Below are 18,287 nucleotides of genomic sequence, written 5' to 3'. Positions count from 1 at the left end.
TATAGTACGCACTCTTATCTCATCAACAACGTACAGTCATTTCTGAAATGCGTGTATATTACCTCAACCAGGTGCTTTCTAAGATGGTGAAAATCCCCCTTGGCTATAAGCGGAGGAGGATTTTTGTCTAGATTAGAAATTAAACGCAATTTGTTCTTTACTAATAATTTCATTGCTACCGCGTTTTTTGGTTTTGACGATTTCTATTTCATAATTAAAAGAGAACAAATCTAATTCTCCATATAAGTGTTTGGTTTGGGGTGAAGTTAAAGAACTTGGATGTGATTTTGTAGATTGAGTCTCCTCAGCTGTGAAAGATATTACCTGATCAATTTCATCTTTCTCTACATAACCACATAATCTCTTAGTTTCAGCTGTCAGTCGTTCGAAAGCTTCGCTAATTGATTGTTTGTAATCAGTTTCGCTTACGATCGTTAAATTCATGTCCATATCTCTTTCGGCAGCTGACTTCCAAGTTTCCGTTAATTCTGCAGCAGAAAGGCTGCTTGCAAGTTCTCTGGTTAAGCCTGAAGCTGATTCTTGTGCGTACTGAGCAATACGGTCTGAGCGCTCAATCCGACCTTCGACCAGAAGTGCACTAATTCTACGCGACATCAATCTTTGGAACTGTTTCATTTGCTGAGTATCTGCACTCACGTAATAGCGAACCTTGCATTCACGAGGTTGGCCTATACGCCATGCGCGCCTGCTGGCTTGTCTCACAACGTTAATATCATCATTCAGTTGCCAGAAATTCAGAGAAGGATACTCAAGTAAATCCAATCCAACCTGAACTAACGTCTGATTCATAATCAAAACTTTCGTTCCTATTTCCCGCTGTTTCTCTAACCATTCAAAACGTCCAAGACTGCTAGTTGTTTTGACATCGAGAATTTCAGCTTGAACTCCTTCATTAGCCAGGATTCTCTGAATTCTTTGGTTTGTTCCGTAAATACCGGTATAGTGAGTGAAAATAATGCTCCCTCTATTTTCGCTTAGATCGGCTTTTACGTCCTCAATAAGTCTTCTTTCGGTTGCAGTTAGATATTCTGCCGGAAATTTAGGTGCTTTCACTGAACGCAATAGATCTCCTTCATCATCATAGAAGTTTACTTCTACTTCACGTTGAGGCTGAGAAGCATAATTTAAAGTTGCTGGATTGAACTGCGACCATGCTTTAGATTTTAATATTGGTTGCAGGTCTTTACAGACAGCTTCCAATTCGTCATGAAACTTACGATATGCATCTTGATGCTCTGGATCAAGCGGAACAATGACCGGTTCCTCCTTAAGCTGTACAAGAGGAATATTCAGGTCAGCCAGTTCAAGAAAGATGGATTTATGAAGAAGATGTCGTGCGACCAGCTGAGGAGCGATACCCGCTTTTTCTTTTATAATAACTCTTTCAGTTACTCTATTACTTGAACGTCCTAAGACACCTGCGGCCTTATCATCCATATAAGTGATACTTTCCAGTACACCATATTTCTTAGCCCATTGTTCTTTGCTCGTTTTGTGGTTAAAACCTTCATCAATCAATGGTTGAGGATCGGATCGCCAAAGCGTCGACTGAATTGAAGAAGAGGTTCCGTTTGTAAGCGTTCCTGTTAAAAACAGAGATTTCCTACAGGACCACATGATTTTGTGGAAAGACATACCGCGGCCGCTATCTGATGCCTTCATTTGCTGAATTTCATCAAATATACCCACTTGAAAATGATTTCGCAGATGTCGCTGAAAGATTTCCGCGATCATCCACCGAGGCTTGTTACGGTCTTCTCCACGTGATTTGAGTGCTGGTCTTACCAGTGTGGCATGACGCTTACGTTCTACCTTTTCATCTTTTGACTTTTCTTTCAATTTATTTTTTTTCGTTTTTTTAAGGTGGCAAGAACATTCAAACGAGCGGATATGATCAGTGTACCTTTTGACAAAGTTTCGGGGTAAATTATTGACATCTATTAGCTTACTTTTGCGAGCTGTTTTCATTTGTTCTTTAGAAGGAGGATAAATCGGAGACTCGACACCATCACTCCAGGTCGCTAAAAGGTCTGATTCATTCGCTTTGGCTTTTGGACATCTTAATGGTTGATGACAGTCTGGGCAACGCCAAACCTGTTTAATATGATCCCAATGTGCAGCAAGAACGAATTTATTAGCTGCCAGTTTCATTCGGTCAGTTGAAACTAATACAAAATGAATGTAACCCTTGGGAACTTTGTACGGTGTACGTTCACTTGTATTCGGGTTATACCCTTTCACTTTCGCCACATATCTAAGAGCATCTTCTGTTGAATTAATGATAGTGGTAATAATTTTTTGACTACCTAAAATTTTTGGGATTTCAGAGGTAGCCCATTTGGGGATAGTAATGGCTGGGGCTGTGATGAGAACAGATATTCCATCTGGAGCACCGCTCTCCATTCGTCTTCTTAAAATCGCGAAAATTGCCGATAGTGACATCTGAGTTTTTCCTGAACCCATATCCCCCACAAGGAAACAGGAGTTCAAGAACTTCAATACGGTTAATACTCCCATCACTGATCTTGCTTGGGCAGGTAGGCAAACCCGATTTGTCATCCCAAGAAATTGTGCATAGGTATGGCCATCATATAGTGGTTTGAGATAGGTATCAATTTTCTTTGTGATGATTTCCGCATTAACGCGGAGATAGTCCTCGGTGGTCATCCCCTCAGTTAATACAGCTGCCTCACCAATTTCCGAAAACACGTTCAAATCACCTTTGATTATAGCAGCATTGATAACCTCTAATACTTCACTTTCTTGCATCGATCTGATTATAATCGCACGAAGATTTCCTGATTCGCCAACCATATCGGTTTTGATTAGTTCCAACTCACACCATTTATCTGCCGGCAGAAGGGAGAGGTATAGGTTTGCCCAATCCGATGTGCGAGGCAAGCTATATTTTTGTGCTAAGAATTGTCCAGCTACTTCAGTGATATCGTCACCACGGCTGATCAGTATACGATCAGGGTGTGCTCTATTGCTTACGTCTGCATTCATGCATTCATAATTGTATTCCTGTACAATCGCATTCCGTGGAAGCAGAAAGGTATGGCAAACTTTCCCTTGTACTTCCTCAATCCGACGGTAATGAAAATTGGACCGGTATTCTTTTACGGTTCCATTTAACAAATCCGTGACATAAACCTCTCGATTGTTATATATGGAAGCATGTATAGCACGGCATGACGTCAAATTCCCACCTAAGGAAAGACCGCGAATGGTAATTCCATCTGGATCTAGCATAATCAGCTTTACATAAGCTTCAAATGTCCGACCTTCAGATTCGACCGATATGATTTGTATGTTACTAAGGCTAAATTGAAGTATATCTTTAAATGTTTCTGTATCCGGCATTTCAGCCGTACCATTTTTCAGTTCAAGCAGCTCCTCAATTGTATATCGCCCAATTTTGAGAACTTTTATTCTATTCCATCTATCCATGGTTTGATCAGTAAGAAATGTTCGTATTTCATCAATCCCCAACTCTGCTACAGTGGCATTAAGTCGTGAGAAGGCGGTAGAAGGTCTTTCAAGACGAGATTTTATCAAATTTAGTATTTGTTCCATTTTTTCGCCCGAAGCAAAAAGGGGGGAACCCCTAGTTGTATCGGGCTTCCCTCCTTTAAGATTATGTTTGTTCTGCCGATTGAAGTATTACTTCAAATCGAGATGACCTTCAGGTCCAAAGGTACGAATTACGGACTTTCGTACGTAAGTCTCAACTAAACGCTGCTTACCGTTGTCCGGATCAGTTTCTAAGCGCTCGGTATGGACGGACTCGTCTTTAGCTACAAGCAGGTGACCCCCCATGTGTTCAGGGAGGGCGCCAGACTGAATAGCCTGAACCTGATGAGTGATTTTTAGCGGCATAGCCGGCTGTCGCATAGCTCCGTTTTGGAGTCGGACATCTTCAACCTGAGCGAATACCTTATCCAAGAACCCTATTTCAACTTCGGATTTGATAATATCTTCCGGTTCAACAATCGTTGAAGTAAAGATCTCTACTGGTTTCTCTTGTGCCGGAATCATATAGCTGACTTCGTCCCAGTCCGGATAATCCAAGGCATTCAATGATGCCTGGCTTCGCTTTGATAAGTTTTCAAGATACTCCTGCAATTGTTCATCTCGGCCTTGCCCAGAAGCTCTCCTGTACCCATATACGATCACTTGATGATAATCATCATAATTCTTGTTCGTAAACCTGTATACTCGGACCTGTTCAAGGCGAGTGGCTATTAGCCTTGCTACATCAGCTAAAACATACTGCGGGATATTTAAAACTACCAAAGAGCCTACTGAAAGATAACCATCGGGTTCTGTGAGATCACGGAAGAAACGCTTCTCTGCTCTCTCTCCGTGTATTTCCATAAACGGTGGATTGAGGTATAGGAAGCTGAAGGCGTTATGAGAAATACGTGCATCCTCATAGCCACAAGCCAACATATGATCTACTTGGTTAACCGCTTCCCGTGCTCTGGTTTTTTCAATTTCAATACCATAAGTAATCGGTAGACAATCTTTCTTTTCTAGATGTTGTTTGATCTGTTTCACTACATTTCCTTTACCGGCACAGGGGTCAAATATTGATAATGTCGCCCCATCTTCCCCAATAATCCGCTTTAAAATAAACTCCATTTCATCAGGGGGAGTGGGATAAAACCCGCCTTTCGCTTCGCTCTCCAGTCTTGCCATTGGTTTTTCCTCCTTGAAATCAAAAAAGAAGGTGTTGGAAACACCCTCCTTCTTTTTTAATTAAATAAGTTTTTAATCAGCTTGTTTTTGTTGTTCTCCTGCGCTAACTGTTTGATTGGAGATCACAACTTCATATGGAATCCGGAGGATTTCACCAGCGTAAATAACACTTCTTTCCATATTGTTCACTTTTCGAATCCAGCTAACACCTTTACGCAGGTCACCAGTGTAATAATCTTTAGCAATAGAGAATAAAGAGTCTCCTCTTTCTACTACATAGTTGTCATACTTTATGACGGTTTGTTCTTTGTTCAAGATATCCTGTAGAAACGGAAATCCCCCTCCAAACAAAAAAAGTGAAAGGAACGAAAATGCAGCCACTTGTGCCTTGAGCTTAGGATGCCCCTTGGCGCGTTTAAAGAAGTGAATGGCATTTTCCAGAATTCCAATTAAAAACAGGGCAGCATGAGCAATACAGAACATTATGAGATTTTTTTTCATAAGATTTTATCCTCCTTAGATTTTTTAAAATAAGAAAAGAGCAAAGACAATTATTCGTCTTTGCTCCTTTAAATATCCGCTGTATTCACGGTTTTATTTCCCCATCCATCAAGAAGTAAATCTATTATCCTCCTTCTTGATCCCTTCTTTTGAAAACAGTCGGTTCCGATGTTAATTTCACCTCTTGGAGAAGGTCTCCATGTTTCCGGATCCATTCCAGGAATACCCTCAAATCGTACCTTTCCAGATGGGATAATAAAAACATCATGATTAGTATCACTATCAACGAATTTTTTAATAAGGACATTTTCTCCTGCTTCACGGTACATTTTGTGTAGGGTGAACTTTTGTCCTTGATACATATCTACTACCTGTGATGCCGTAAGGTCTTTTGTCAGTGTCGCTTGAAATTCATCTACTAGTTTTAACATTTGAGTATCCTCCTATTGGTTTTTGATTCTTATAGACAAAAAAAAGAGACTAAAATGTCTGAATAAAATCAGCTCAAATTAGTCTCTTTTGTATCCCTAATGGGTTATCTTAAATTTTTTTCTTCCATTTCAGAAAAACCAAAATATTTCTTTTATAAAAGCAAAAGCATCAGTTTATGACACATCGCCAAAAAAGAAATACTTATAACTCACGTCATCACCAGTAATAGCTTTTCAGCCATAGATGTCCACGAATCTCCACATGCATCTAAACTCTAATATTAGAGATTATCCGCTTTGCGATCTACTAAGGTTATCTTCGTAATATACGTGCATAACTCAGATCGTAATTGCATGAGAGGAAATTTAGATTATGGTATTATTTTAACTGATACAATGCTTCTATACAACAATAATGTATTGCTAGAGTAAGCGGTGAATCAATTCCTCATTATTAATATCTTTGTTATGATCAATGTGTAACCGATCAGTATTAATAGGTTCGTCCTCAAAGAAACCATTATTCATTTCATAGGAGTATTTATCATTTATATGCTGTCGAATTTTTTTCTCATTTTTTTCCATTATTCCATCGGACATTTCGATGTCAAACATCGCGCGCAACAAAATCCAATCGTGTAATTTAAGCATGCTGTACCTCGCTCTTCTGATTATTATAATCCGCTGAGAATGAAGTCATGATTTTACAACGCTTTATTTTGATAGAATAGTATGTTTTAACACGCAGATACTAGCCTCCAAAAGAGATTACTTTTAGCCTTGGTATCGATTAACATTCTTCTGTTTTCATTTGATAAATTTGATTTCTTCAACGGAAATGTTGTCAATCTTTCACTGTTACCGAATTTTACAAATAAAACATCTCTGTCATCAGACTGCTCAGAAACATAGAATCCAGCAACTTGTCTATTAAGGGAGAGGTAACTGCTTCTAGTAGCTAGCAGTGAATTAGTAGAATATTTAATTATGTCTCCTAGAGTTCGATTTACATAACTCTCTTTCAGTTCCTCCAGGAGACTATTATACTTATTGACTTGTTCACTACCAAGATAATTAATCATTTCTTTTTGGAATTTTGTTCCCAAAGAATTTTCGTAAGTAGAAAGACACCACCATTGGTCATTGCTGATTTTAAAAATGATTAAGTTCTCCATGAGAGATTCCCCGGTTCTATCACCTTTATAAATTTTTTCTGGAACTAGATCTTGGATCATTTGATATTCAGAACTTATTTGAGGCAATCCCAATTGTCGATAGTCAGAAAAATATTCTTGTATGGTTTGTCCGTTATGATCGACCAAAACTTCAAATTTAGCATCCATACCAAAAGGAAATTGAACAGGTTTCCAGTTTTTACCCCAGCAGGAACTTTCAATAGCAGTTTTTTCCCCATAATTTATCATTTTCATCTATCCTCTCATATCGTGATTTGATTTTTAATCAGCATTAAACCTGCAGACCCCAAAGCGGATGTACACGCTGTCCTATCTTTCCTAGCCTAAGAAGCCTTAAGGAACTATTTTATAATAAACTGCTTCAATACTCCCTTTAATTGGACGTGCACAGACTCCAGTTCTTTTTAGGTCAGATATAATCATTTGCGCTTTATCTTTGTCATAAGATTCTTCTAGAAGTTCTTCGAAAGTTGTATATCTTTCGAAACGATTTCCGTAGTAAATTGCAATTCTCAATTCCTTATTTTTCTGATTTTCATAGTAAGCCGTTATTGCTTTATTGAAAGTTAACCTCGGGTTTTTAGTGTTACTTTCTTTGACTACCCATTCTGTTGTCCGAGCGTGATACTCCTCTTCGTATGTGAGTAGAAAATAATTTTTACTCCCTACATCTTCATCTGTGGCCACAAAGTGAAAAACATGTATATCATTATCCACTGCAAACCAGCATTTTAGATATACTTCTACTCCAGTTTCGCTACACACATTAAGAGGAACTGAGGTATTGAATGCGAATGAAGAATCACCGTCGCTAAACCATTCATAATTAAAACATGCTCCAGGTCCACGCGCTTTGGTAACTCTCCCAAGTTCGATGTTATAATCGTTATTTGGCAATATTATTTTAATTCCCTTTTCAAAGTCAGCGATTAGTTCTTCTACAGCATGCTGCCAGTCTTTAATGCTTTTCTGCTTTGCTGCCAGTAATGAATTAAAGTCCGATTCCGGTATGTAGAAACATTTACTTTTTTCATATAAGAGGGTTTGTGTAGGGTTTTCTTGATCTATACAAACCAAATAATCTCTATCCTCACTTATGACTTTAAGAGTCTTTCCTCTGTCATCACCTTTATCAATCATAATGAATTTATTCATTTTCTACTCCCCTATCATTAAGAGTTATTTTTGTTAGAAACGAGTGCGCTAAGAAGATCATCATTCGGAAATCCAGTGATGGAAACTTTTCCTGTTTCATCGAAAATAAACTCGATGTCCCGTATATGAAAATCTTCAATTGCGTATCGATTTGAGAGCAAATGCACCGTTTGATTATCGCTGCCATGTAAGCCGGTGTGAGAAATACTATTTTCTTCAAAACGACCATCAATCAAAGCATCAATTTTGGAAAGTATCTCATGACCATACTTCAGCTTTTCAATCTCTTTGCGGTAATATCCGCTGAAGATAATGATTGGTATATTTTGCTTAAATAATAGATCTACTAGCTCGAACAAATCCTTTTGCTGAAGAAAAGGTTCACCGCCACTGATAGTAACTCCATCGATATTAAATGGAATGGTATCGATGATCTCCTCTAACGTCATTTCTGTTCCACTCTCGAGTGAATGGGTTTCCGGGTTAAAGCATCCAGGACACTGGAACCGACAGCCTTGAAAATGGATGACAGTGCGCTCTCCGGGTCCGTTGACCGATGAGAACGGTGTGATGGAATGGATTTTCATACCTTATACCTCCTTAATAATAAAGGCACAGCCTGCAAAGGCTGCGCCAGTTTGATTTTTTAACGACCATTTTTTTGAATAGTTTTGTTTTTTAACTGCATTTGATACTCTGGTTTTTTTTCTCGCTTGACCATCATTCCCAGAGCTTCTTCATAACCTTTTGTAGCAGCTTCACAACCAATCCCTTGAAAGCCAATTGCCTCGATTTGAATAGATCCGTCTACTGGGAATGTAAATTCAATTGTTTTTTTCAGATTCATGAGGTTATTCTCCCTTCGATTGAGTTTTATATGTGAATCGCTATAAAGAGCGATAAACAACAAAAAAAGACTATTCCAGATTTGGAATAGTCTTTGGATTCCCTTATAGGGGCATTGATAACATTTAATTAATTTAGCAAGTTCCACTGAGAAAAAGTCAATCTAATAGGTACAGCAGTGTTGTCTGCGCCATTGAACTTTTTCACTTGAGCTGTCCTCACGGATTTGACCTGTACACAGCATTAATCTTTCTCCTCAACCTAGTCCTTCAGGTAATGAGTCCGTCGAGCTGTTATTATCCCTGTCTTCACAATTTGAGTCCACAGGTGTTACAGCACTGAAAGATATTAAAAGTAAAGAATATACCTCATTCTATCATGCTTGAATTAAGGAATAAAGCCCAAATTTAGTCGGGGCGGAAATGAATTGGTTAAAACGATAATAGCTATCCCTAGAAAAAAAGACCGCCATTAGGACGGTCATTCTAGTTAGCAACCTTTATATTCGGCACCACTAAGTATATAAGGCGCTACGAAAGCAAATGCCTCTTCTAGGGTATGCACATCCCAATTCTCTTTTCTTCGTTTGCGATCACCAGGAATATGATGATGGTGATGAGGTTCAGTTACTATTTTAAATTCTTCGGGTGTATCTGGTGAATCGTGGGGATCGTTACCCCACGCGGATATATGGTGCAAACTCACGCCCATCTTTGGAATGATAATTTTCCAACTATAAGTGTACCTTCTAACATAACCAGCGTCATCATAAGACTCTAATGCATGTAACCCCGTAATACCGTGAACCGGATGTTCTTTTAATGGGAAAAGCACATCTAACTTATTTGTATTTCTTTTGTAAATACCATATATGCCTTCGTTTCCTGGTACATTAGAATAGGTCTCCAGTAAATGACCGAATCGATCTGTAATATCCATGAGCTCTGCTGGTAAGAGTTTTTTTTGTGCTAATTGCTCTAGCCTACTTAGCGTCATTTATACCTCCGCTGAGTTTCATGATCTCAGCTAATTCTTCGTCCAGGTCTAACCATCGATGGTAGTCGGTAGGATCGTCCATTTCATCACCATCATAATCTGCAAAAGCTTCCTTAATCGTTTTAGCTTTATATTTCAATTGAAGTTCCATGAGTTCTAGCGCAATTTCTTTTGCTCGTTCCTCTTTTGACTTAGTACCTTTCTTCTTTTCCTGTGCAAGAATCTGCATGCGTAAACCATAAATAGGATCTTTCAGAAGTTCTATAGCATACTTTGGGATTTTCCGATGCTTTTCCGTATTAACACAGTCTAGGCCTTGCTTTATATATTTTTGTACTGTGACTTGTGAAATATTTAATGCTTTTGCTGCTTGAGAAGTTGTCAAAAGATAGTTACTAGAGAAGACAAATTCGATGTTTTGTCCGCCAAGTTGCGTATACCAAATTTCAAAATCTATTTTGAGTTTTCCAAAATCTAAATCTGACGCGGGATGCTCCATTTGAGAGAAACGATTAAGCCACTTCATTAAATTTCCTTTATGTTCCTCTGAGAAGAGATAGTTTTGCGATAGACTTAGCACTTGCATATCCATTTTGATCCCAATTACTTTATCTGAAAAGGCAACCAAGAACGTCTTGTAGATCATATTGAAGAGAAATTCTGTTTCTTTTTCAATAATTCCTTCATTCCGTTCTTCATATCCCATATTGATTTGTTGCTGGGTAAGATCGAAAAGAGCTTTACTCATAAGATTCATCTCCTTTTATTCCTCCATTCTAAAGTATTGTTTGGGATATTGCAATATCACTAAGTTATAGATAATAAAATATCACTAATTATATATTTACTTTTATCCCTAACGATTTATGTGGAAACCAAAAAATATAATTCGAATTTGGTAATTAGTGAACATAGTGCTCTAAGACTGCACCATTAACATTATGAGTATAGGTAATAATATATAAACAGTTGCGATGAGATATTTGTTTAATACTTTTAGGTTTTGTTCAGCTAGACCTATGTAATTGAGCTATGTAGTTTTAATAGATCTGCAAGTTCCGGACGAAAACTTGAAATCCAGCAATATTGGACCCGAAACGGGCAGTATGAGAATACGACTGTGACCCTAAATGCGGATACTGGTTGTTTCATTGGTTGTAAGAGTCGGCATTATTTGAGTTACCAGGAGCGGGAGATGTTACTTAGTCTTCTGGATCTGCACGAATGCGCAGACTGTACGAACCGGAAATAGCTGATTAGCAGAAATTCCTTGTTGTTTATATTAGCTATTGGATTCTAACAAAAATATATATCATTGACACCACCCTTACTTTCCCTTACATTTAATTGTATGGAAAAGTAAGGGAAAGTAAGGGAGGATTCAATGTGGCGAAGGTCAGCAAAAAAGGACAGATTTTTTTCCCGGTTGATTGGATAAAAAAATTAGGTGGGCTAAAAGAGGGAGAACTTTTATTTCTACATGTCGACGAAAACAATCACAAAATCTGGATTTCAAAAACAAGGCTTCATGACAAGGTGATCACCGCACCGCTACTGAGTGAAAACCAACTTACAATCCCTGTGAAAATTCGAGATTTATTCGAAATTGAGGCCGGAGATACCATCGAATTCGGTTATTCTGATGATCAGAAATATGTCTATTTCAAAAAAAAACTCGATACTTACAAGTGCCCGATTTGTACCGGCACAGGAAATATCGAAAATCATAAATGTGCTGTCTGCAGAGAGACTGGAGTTATTGAAGTGGAAAAGTTTCAGGACCAGTTTTTACGGCTCTTTGAACAATCTCGTGTGTACGGAATCGCGGTGAATTATTCATGGGATGATTTCGAACCGACTACTGGGGAAATTACGCCGCGTCTTTATCCTCAGGTCAGAATGTTTAGCAAGGAATACCCGCAGCATCTATTAGACCGCATGCAGGACTATTATCAATTGAGAATTATCGAAGAATTTTCACCAAATTCAATCTCCGATATCAAATTATTTCAGACACCAAGCGATGTCTTATTAAACGAGATCCTAACCCTTGTGAAGACTGAAGATGCTAAAAAAGAGATACGAAGTTGGTTTCGCGGCAAAAAGTCAGTTTTTGCGTCAGCCCTTGAAGAGATGAAGTGAAATTGGAAAAAGGGAGACCGGTATCACCGAGTCTCCCTCCTTCTTCTGAAAGTGTTCGCAGCAGTTGTACATTGGCAGTACCAAGTGCTATCACATGTACATACTCTTATACGAGTTTATAAATTTATTCACTCAAAAAAAACATCAATACACGATGTGTATTTGTCCGGAATTATAGATTTCAATTCTTGTTGCTCCATTCGATAGTTCTGCTATGCGATCGTTTTCTTCAATCCAAAAAACTTGATCGGATTTCATCTTACTCTGAGCCATTAATTCTTGCTGAAGCTCATTCCATTGTTCATTATTATTGATGAAGTTAAAAGCAGTGCCCTTGTATTCTCCCTCTCCAAATTCATCAGCTTCCAGAAGTTGATACCCTTTCCGTCTAAACCAGTTCAGTACATCTACTTTACGCTTATATCCCTTTTCTTCAAGGATACGTTCAACGACATGTCGATCAGTAGCAAGATGTCCAATACGAAAGTCCATCATACATATCTTACATATCCCTACTTTTCTCTCAGAGAAGAAGTAATGAGCCATTTCGTCGTCTTCTCTTTTTTTTCCACAATAGAAGCAACTAGCATCTGGATTATTCGACATCCATTCATAGATGCTTTCATATCTATTTTTTTGGTATTTAAACAAAAAATCTCCTCCTATTTATATGAGCTGCAAACAAGTGCAAATTAAAAACAATTAGTATAATGATTGTTAACTTATAGATTAGGGACGTTCCTTCTATAATCTATTGACAGATTTCAAGCTACATTTACTTCTCTCTTATTATAATAATTATAGCTACCCGCATCTATAGTATGAAAAGTTAATTTAATAGTTATGAAAATGCTCGTAATATTAACTGGTCAACTCTTGTGAAAACTTAAGATTATGAGAATATAAGTTATGGTGATCTATCTTTAAAACCGAATTATAAAGTTTTCGAAGTTAATCCTTTGGGAATAAGTGAAATCAAAGATTTCGAATAATAAGGAGGACAACTATGCGATATCGTATATATTCAAATTTTCAAGTTACGCCAGAAATTAAAGTTCGGATCTGGTCAGGAGATTTTGAGTGTGATGACTATAAGGCTGCTGCTGCCATAGCTTCGGACCCTTTGGTTAACGCGGGAATGATGGAAGATCACATTGTCCTCTTAATCAATGGTGAATCTATCCGGATAACAAGCAAATCTGATACGAAGACAGTCCGCTATAGCTTTAATATTTTCACGGGGGATAATTCACATCATCCATTGGGGTTGAAGGATTGGAAACAAGTAAGCTGGAATATCGAAGAGGTGTATAGCAAGCTAAGCGCGACGCTAGGTATTACGGAGGGTACGATTATTCCTTTAACGTTTGATTCATATAAAGTTGAGAAAACTAAGCACGATCCTTTGCTAGTACATAGAATCACTCAATGGAATTTATCTCTTTTCGAAGCTGAAGCTTTATTGGAGTTAGTCCAAGAACGAAAGGGCATCTTAATTACTGGTGATATTGGCAGCGGAAAAACAAAAATGCTAAATGAGCTTCTTCGCTTGCAAGACCTAAATATTCGATTTCGTTATATCTCAAGGCTACCACTTCAAAATTATGCTCTAGAACCGGATAACCTGGAGAGAAGATTTTTTTCTAATAATGCAGACTTCTTTGTAATTGATGAAGCAGATGAAGATGAGATGATGTCAGTGATTGGTAATCTAAATAGAAAAGATTTCATTGTGACATATATTACTCCTGCAAGTTCTCCCAAAAGAAGAATGTTTGCTCATAATCAGATTGGACCGAAAGTAGAAGCATCAATTGAAATGACCGGATATAATAACATATGGAATTTGGAAATACACACGATCCATGACAGATTGCTATTCAATGCGGAACTAGTGCTTAATGAAATAACAGAAGAGAATCAGCAATATTCATTTGTAAACTATATACGCCCGATTTGGCTAGAACGAATCTCACCTTCAGAAAAAGCGGCTGTGCAACTTGCCTATTTAAATCGTCAAGTTGAAAATGGTGGGCTTAGTGGTTGGTATCAAAATGGATATATTGCTGATGATGATATTGATGATCTTATTCAATTGGCCAAATTAGGAATGGAATATGATATTCCAGGCTTTGTGTTTTTCGAACGATGGCTGGAGAAGGTCAAGGAAGAATACTTACCTTCAGCTCATAGATTGGTTGAAGAAAATGATGAATATGATTCTACACCTCTGGAGGAGTTGTACTGGGAGTGGGCGGATCGAAATGAATGCTTTGATCAGCTATTACACAAAATGGAAGGCTGAAGACGATTCTGTAGATTATACGAAATGAAGACGTAAAAAAGAGCTGCAGTTATCATCTATGATGATAGCTGCAGCTCTTTTATTTTAATTACTCTTTGAAATAAACATCCTACTGGAACCGGCAATTAAACGGTTTTAATCCTCAGAGGCCGGCAGCTACGTTTAGCATACCGAAGTGCATTATCCTTGAGTTTGTAGATATTTCCGCGTCCTGCCGAGTAAAAAGGAAAGTCTGCAGAAAACAGAAAGCAAAGGGGAACATCAACATAAACTACTTCTTTCCCTTGAGCTTTATCAATTAGTCCATCTTTCTTCGAACTCCATGATGGAAGAACTCTTTTTTGATTTAGAGACAGGCAACTACTCTGTATTGAATAGAGCCGGACTTTATCACAGCTTAGAGATGCTAAAATAGCAACAATCATCTGTAACATAACATACTGTTGAATAATAGCCATTAAAATCTCTCCCCTCATTATTAAAGTCCGCTCACTGTAACCTGCAATTTCACCGTACCATCGGCCGCGACTTTGCGGTGTACGGTATGACCTTGTTTGCGGGCTTTTTGAATGGTTACCGCGATTCCGTATTCCTGAAGGAGGCGTCCACCGTTCTTACCAATTTCTTTCTCCACATGGCCAGCCCACCAGTCGGTTTCCATGGAATATGCGCCGTTCTGGCCTTTGATGACGGCTACATCATATGGACCTTTGAGTTGAATTACATAATCTGCTTTTATATCTTGGGAGCGGGTATAACCACGGCAGATGCCATTCTCGATCAGAAGCAACTCCAATGCTTCTGCAGCGGTTTTCAGTGCTGGTATATTAGTGATTATCATTTGGATTGTTGAGTAATGAGACATGATAAATTCCTCCTTTTATTTAACCCATTTGAATGCTAGTCAGTTCCCATGTTATTTAGGACCTGCAGAATTTTATTAGAATCAATCAGTACTAAGTTCTCTTCGACTCCCTGGAAATGAAACCACAGATGGATTTTTCTGTGAATGTGGTGTAGATGCCATGCGCGCGTTTTCAAGCGCCCACTTTCTCATATCCTCGATTTCAGTCGATTTGGATTTAGATAGCGGTACAGTCGATTCGGCTGCCTCCAGAAGGTGTTGTGTATTTAAATCGTTATCCTCTGAAAAAGCTATATTTAGTCCATCTACAACCACCTGTTCAAGTTCTGCACCAACAAAATCCTTCGTTTTTTTCACCACTAAATCCAAAGAAAATTTTTCAGGTTCGCGACCACGCTTACGTAGGTGTATTGAGAGAATTTCTTTGCGATCTTCTGGTTCTGGTAAATCAAACCAAAAAATTTCATCGAATCGTCCTTTACGTGTTAATTCAGGTGGAAGCGTTCTGATATTGTTAGCTGTTGCCAGTACAAATACGTTCTCCTTCTTTTCTTGCAACCAAGTGAGAAAGTATCCATGAACACGAGAGGTTGTACCGCCATCAGACGAGCCAGAACTACTTAAACCCGAAAATGCTTTCTCAATTTCATCAATCCACACAATACAGGGAGCTATTGTTTCTGCCATCTTGAGCGCCCGGCTCATATTATCCTCTGATTGACCAACTAATGAACCAAAAACACTTCCAACATCGAATCTTAGAATTGGAAGCTGCCAGAAATTACCCAAACCTTTAGCCATAGCAGATTTTCCGTTTCCTGCTATACCGGTTAAGACAACACCTTTGGGAGGTTGTATGCCAAACTTTCTGGCTTCCTCTGTAAAAGCTTTAAGCCGTTTTTGCGCCCATTCTTTAAAATTCGAAGCCCCACCAATATCGTTTATGGTATTGGTTGGAGGGATAAACTCCATCATTCCGGATTTTTTAACAATGTTTGCTTTTTCTTGTTGGATGGTCTTAACGGATTCCTCATTAAGTGCCTTATGGACGACAATAGCTAACGAAAAAGCATTTTCTGCTTCTGCTGCAGTAAGTCCAAGGGCACTCTCAAGGATACGTTTACGATTACTTACCTCAATGGCATTACCTGATGGAGTTAAGATATCATCCAATATCTGTCCCAGTTCCTCCAGATTTGGAAGATCGAAGTCCAATACAGCAACTTCTTTTTCGATCTCTACTGGAAGAACGATCCGACAGGACAAGAAAACAATTGATTTAGCATGACTTTTGCAGTGATTAATCAAATCTTTTAATAATTGCAGAATCATAGGATTATCCTCCAAAAAGAAATGAAAGCTTTGAAGGACATAGATGCTGTGTGTTTCTGTATCGTTTTTGATAAACTCAAGTGCAGTTATCGGATCTTTACATTCATGACCAGAATCATCTGAAGGATCTACCCGATTCATAAACCCTTGAGTGATACTCCATACCTTCAGCTGCTTAGCTCGTTCTTTTGCGATTTTTCCAATTTCTTTCAGGCAACGTTCCTCTTCAAAGGATTTGACCCAAATTACCGGATATGCAGCCTTGATATAATTGACAATTGTATTAACACTCATGAAAATTCTCCTTTGAATGAATATTTTTTTATGAAAAAAGCCGCATTTCCAATTGGAATAGCGGCTTGAGTATTAAGTGAATCGGCCGGGTGCTTTCTGAATTAATCTAATTCAAGAAAGCGGAGCTGACGGCTATCATCCTTAGCAGTATGATTTTTTTTGCGTGATGACAAATCCCGTAACATACGTTGCATGCTTCCTAGGGATTGTTCCACAGTGGACAAGTCTCCTTGTAAGAGTTCCTTGTAATCTTCAATAACTTTAAAAGACAAATTACAGCTTTCAACCGCAATGGTAATATCCGCTGCCGATGCCTGCTCGTTGTCATAAGTATTTTTCAGCTTTTGAAAAGATTCATTAAGCTGCTTTACAGTTGACTTTCGAATTAAATCCATATTACTGGACGTCTTGATCATTGGAACCATGTGTGCCTCTTCTGGACTGATTTGGTTTGCGAGGTCACAGAAAGCCATGAGTTCTTCTTCATACTTTATAGGGATAAAATATACTCCACCAGATATTTTCACCATAACGGGGCTCATACTGTTGATGATATTTTTAAGCATCGCCCGAATCGCAGCATCATCATGTGTGGTTTTGAATGTCTCGAAGAGTTCTATTGCTTTTTCGACTAGTGGCTCCACCTCTGTGTTATAAATGCTAGTGTGGATAGTATTATTATTTTCCTTATCAAGAGTAATAATCGCCTCTTCGGTGTCATAGCGCAGTTTATTAGTTTTCCGAGAGTTAATTACTTCACGGACTACGTTACGCTGTACCATCTCTCGGGTAGAAACAACTTCTTTCACTAAATAACTTACTGTGTCATTCCCCATTTTGATTTGCTTTTTCCCTGCAATGGCGCTGGTGGCACGGCGAAATGCATCCGGAATCCTAATATCATTTGGCATAAAGCGATCGGAGACGCCAGAGAGTCCAATGTAATCTCTCAGCAAGCTTCTCGCAATCAGCTTAGCTGTACAGGAATACCAGCAAAGATGCCCAACAATACTCACGTTATTCCGATCTTCCATACCGACAGCTGCATAGTTGTTCATTAATCCTGTTCTCATGAGTTTTCCTCCAAATTTATACGGCAAAACAAAAAGCCACTGATTACAGTGACCTTTTCTTTACACCGGTTTTTAGTTTTTTTCGATATTCAACAATTGCTCTAGACGATAGGCACCCTGCAGCTGATGTTCTTCCTGTAGGTCCTCCACGGCTATCATGATCGATGCATTATGGATATGTTCGCCACAAGATGCGCACATCGGTGTTGGCATATTCGGCACGGTAATTCCATGCAGGATAAGCTGAGTAGGTTTGATGTCAACTACTGGTTCAGTACATGAACAGAACTTAGTAATCGGACCTCTTTGCTGGATGTCCAGCGCTTCAGATAATGACATCTTTCGAATCCCCTTTCGACGCTTCATACGCACAGCCCCTTATTAATTAGATAAGGCTATGGTAGCACGGCTTTAGATATTTTCAAGTTT

Annotated in this window: 19 protein-coding genes; 2 read left to right on the top strand and 17 right to left on the bottom strand. The window is 38.6% G+C overall.

Annotation, left to right across the window (positions count from 1 at the left end; genetic code table 11):
• Positions 1-132: 132 nt before the first annotated feature.
• The 11 genes from M2444_RS22925 to M2444_RS22875 all read right to left on the bottom strand — a co-directional run bounded on the left by M2444_RS22925 (position 133) and on the right by M2444_RS22875 (position 10,595).
• Positions 133-3,597: a hypothetical protein gene (locus tag M2444_RS22925; protein ID WP_280788139.1), complete on the bottom strand. Its 3,465-nt coding sequence runs from the start codon at positions 3,595-3,597 to the stop codon at positions 133-135.
• Between the two features lie 87 nt (positions 3,598-3,684).
• A complete protein-coding gene (locus M2444_RS22920; RefSeq protein ID WP_094875960.1) occupies positions 3,685-4,722 on the bottom strand; it encodes a DUF6094 domain-containing protein in 1,038 nt (345 codons plus the stop codon).
• A gap of 72 nt (positions 4,723-4,794) precedes the next feature.
• On the bottom strand, positions 4,795-5,223 hold the full coding sequence (locus tag M2444_RS22915; protein ID WP_094875959.1) for a LysM peptidoglycan-binding domain-containing protein: 429 nt from the start codon (positions 5,221-5,223) through the stop codon (positions 4,795-4,797).
• Positions 5,224-5,291: 68 nt separating this feature from the next.
• Complete coding sequence (locus tag M2444_RS22910) at positions 5,292-5,654, bottom strand: hypothetical protein (RefSeq protein ID WP_280788138.1); 363 nt, start codon at positions 5,652-5,654, stop codon at positions 5,292-5,294.
• A gap of 423 nt (positions 5,655-6,077) precedes the next feature.
• Positions 6,078-6,305 carry a hypothetical protein gene (locus M2444_RS22905; protein ID WP_280788137.1) on the bottom strand — a complete coding sequence of 76 codons (228 nt, stop codon included), beginning with the start codon at positions 6,303-6,305 and terminating at the stop codon, positions 6,078-6,080.
• A gap of 86 nt (positions 6,306-6,391) precedes the next feature.
• Positions 6,392-7,084, bottom strand: coding sequence for a hypothetical protein (locus tag M2444_RS22900; protein WP_280788136.1), 693 nt, complete (start codon positions 7,082-7,084; stop codon positions 6,392-6,394).
• A 99-nt stretch (positions 7,085-7,183) separates the two neighbouring features.
• The gene (locus tag M2444_RS22895; protein ID WP_094875955.1) at positions 7,184-8,005 is read right to left on the bottom strand and encodes a hypothetical protein; all 822 of its coding nucleotides are present in this window, start codon (positions 8,003-8,005) and stop codon (positions 7,184-7,186) included.
• Between the two features lie 17 nt (positions 8,006-8,022).
• Positions 8,023-8,592, bottom strand: a complete 570-nt coding sequence (locus M2444_RS22890; protein WP_094875954.1) for a 4Fe-4S single cluster domain-containing protein — start codon at positions 8,590-8,592, stop codon at positions 8,023-8,025.
• Between the two features lie 59 nt (positions 8,593-8,651).
• The gene (locus M2444_RS22885) at positions 8,652-8,852 is read right to left on the bottom strand and encodes a DUF2997 domain-containing protein (protein ID WP_280788135.1); all 201 of its coding nucleotides are present in this window, start codon (positions 8,850-8,852) and stop codon (positions 8,652-8,654) included.
• Between the two features lie 488 nt (positions 8,853-9,340).
• Positions 9,341-9,847 carry a DUF6516 family protein gene (locus tag M2444_RS22880; RefSeq protein WP_094875952.1) on the bottom strand — a complete coding sequence of 169 codons (507 nt, stop codon included), beginning with the start codon at positions 9,845-9,847 and terminating at the stop codon, positions 9,341-9,343.
• Positions 9,834-10,595: a MerR family transcriptional regulator gene (locus M2444_RS22875; protein WP_094875951.1), complete on the bottom strand. Its 762-nt coding sequence runs from the start codon at positions 10,593-10,595 to the stop codon at positions 9,834-9,836. Before M2444_RS22875 ends, M2444_RS22880 begins: the two co-directional genes overlap by 14 nt.
• Positions 10,596-11,233: 638 nt before the next feature.
• Between M2444_RS22875 and M2444_RS22870 the strand changes: the two genes are divergently transcribed.
• The gene (locus tag M2444_RS22870; RefSeq protein WP_280788134.1) at positions 11,234-11,989 is read left to right on the top strand and encodes an AbrB/MazE/SpoVT family DNA-binding domain-containing protein; all 756 of its coding nucleotides are present in this window, start codon (positions 11,234-11,236) and stop codon (positions 11,987-11,989) included.
• A 144-nt stretch (positions 11,990-12,133) separates the two neighbouring features.
• On the opposite strand, the gene M2444_RS22865 is transcribed toward M2444_RS22870, so the two are convergent.
• A complete protein-coding gene (locus M2444_RS22865) occupies positions 12,134-12,640 on the bottom strand; it encodes a small ribosomal subunit protein cS23 (protein ID WP_280788133.1) in 507 nt (168 codons plus the stop codon).
• Between the two features lie 355 nt (positions 12,641-12,995).
• Between M2444_RS22865 and M2444_RS22860 the strand changes: the two genes are divergently transcribed.
• Positions 12,996-14,294, top strand: a complete 1,299-nt coding sequence (locus M2444_RS22860; protein WP_280788132.1) for a hypothetical protein — start codon at positions 12,996-12,998, stop codon at positions 14,292-14,294.
• 125 nt (positions 14,295-14,419) lie between these two features.
• Here the strand turns inward: M2444_RS22860 and M2444_RS22855 are convergent, their stop codons facing one another.
• From M2444_RS22855 to M2444_RS22835, 5 genes are all read right to left on the bottom strand, one after another.
• On the bottom strand, positions 14,420-14,752 hold the full coding sequence (locus M2444_RS22855) for a hypothetical protein (RefSeq protein ID WP_094875947.1): 333 nt from the start codon (positions 14,750-14,752) through the stop codon (positions 14,420-14,422).
• Positions 14,753-14,772: 20 nt separating this feature from the next.
• A complete protein-coding gene (locus M2444_RS22850; protein ID WP_094875946.1) occupies positions 14,773-15,159 on the bottom strand; it encodes a DUF1257 domain-containing protein in 387 nt (128 codons plus the stop codon).
• A gap of 81 nt (positions 15,160-15,240) precedes the next feature.
• On the bottom strand, positions 15,241-16,785 hold the full coding sequence (locus tag M2444_RS22845; RefSeq protein WP_280788131.1) for an AAA family ATPase: 1,545 nt from the start codon (positions 16,783-16,785) through the stop codon (positions 15,241-15,243).
• Positions 16,786-16,886: 101 nt separating this feature from the next.
• The gene (locus M2444_RS22840; RefSeq protein WP_094875944.1) at positions 16,887-17,858 is read right to left on the bottom strand and encodes a DUF6744 family protein; all 972 of its coding nucleotides are present in this window, start codon (positions 17,856-17,858) and stop codon (positions 16,887-16,889) included.
• 72 nt (positions 17,859-17,930) lie between these two features.
• Positions 17,931-18,224 carry a hypothetical protein gene (locus M2444_RS22835; RefSeq protein WP_143812395.1) on the bottom strand — a complete coding sequence of 98 codons (294 nt, stop codon included), beginning with the start codon at positions 18,222-18,224 and terminating at the stop codon, positions 17,931-17,933.
• Positions 18,225-18,287 lie beyond the last annotated feature (63 nt).

It is taken from the genome of Paenibacillus sp. PastF-3 (assembly GCF_029893135.1).
Lineage (GTDB): Bacteria > Bacillota > Bacilli > Paenibacillales > Paenibacillaceae > Paenibacillus_AQ > Paenibacillus_AQ nitricinens.
Note: the sequence above shows the minus strand (reverse complement) of the source record. Positions and strands in the feature narration are given on the sequence as shown.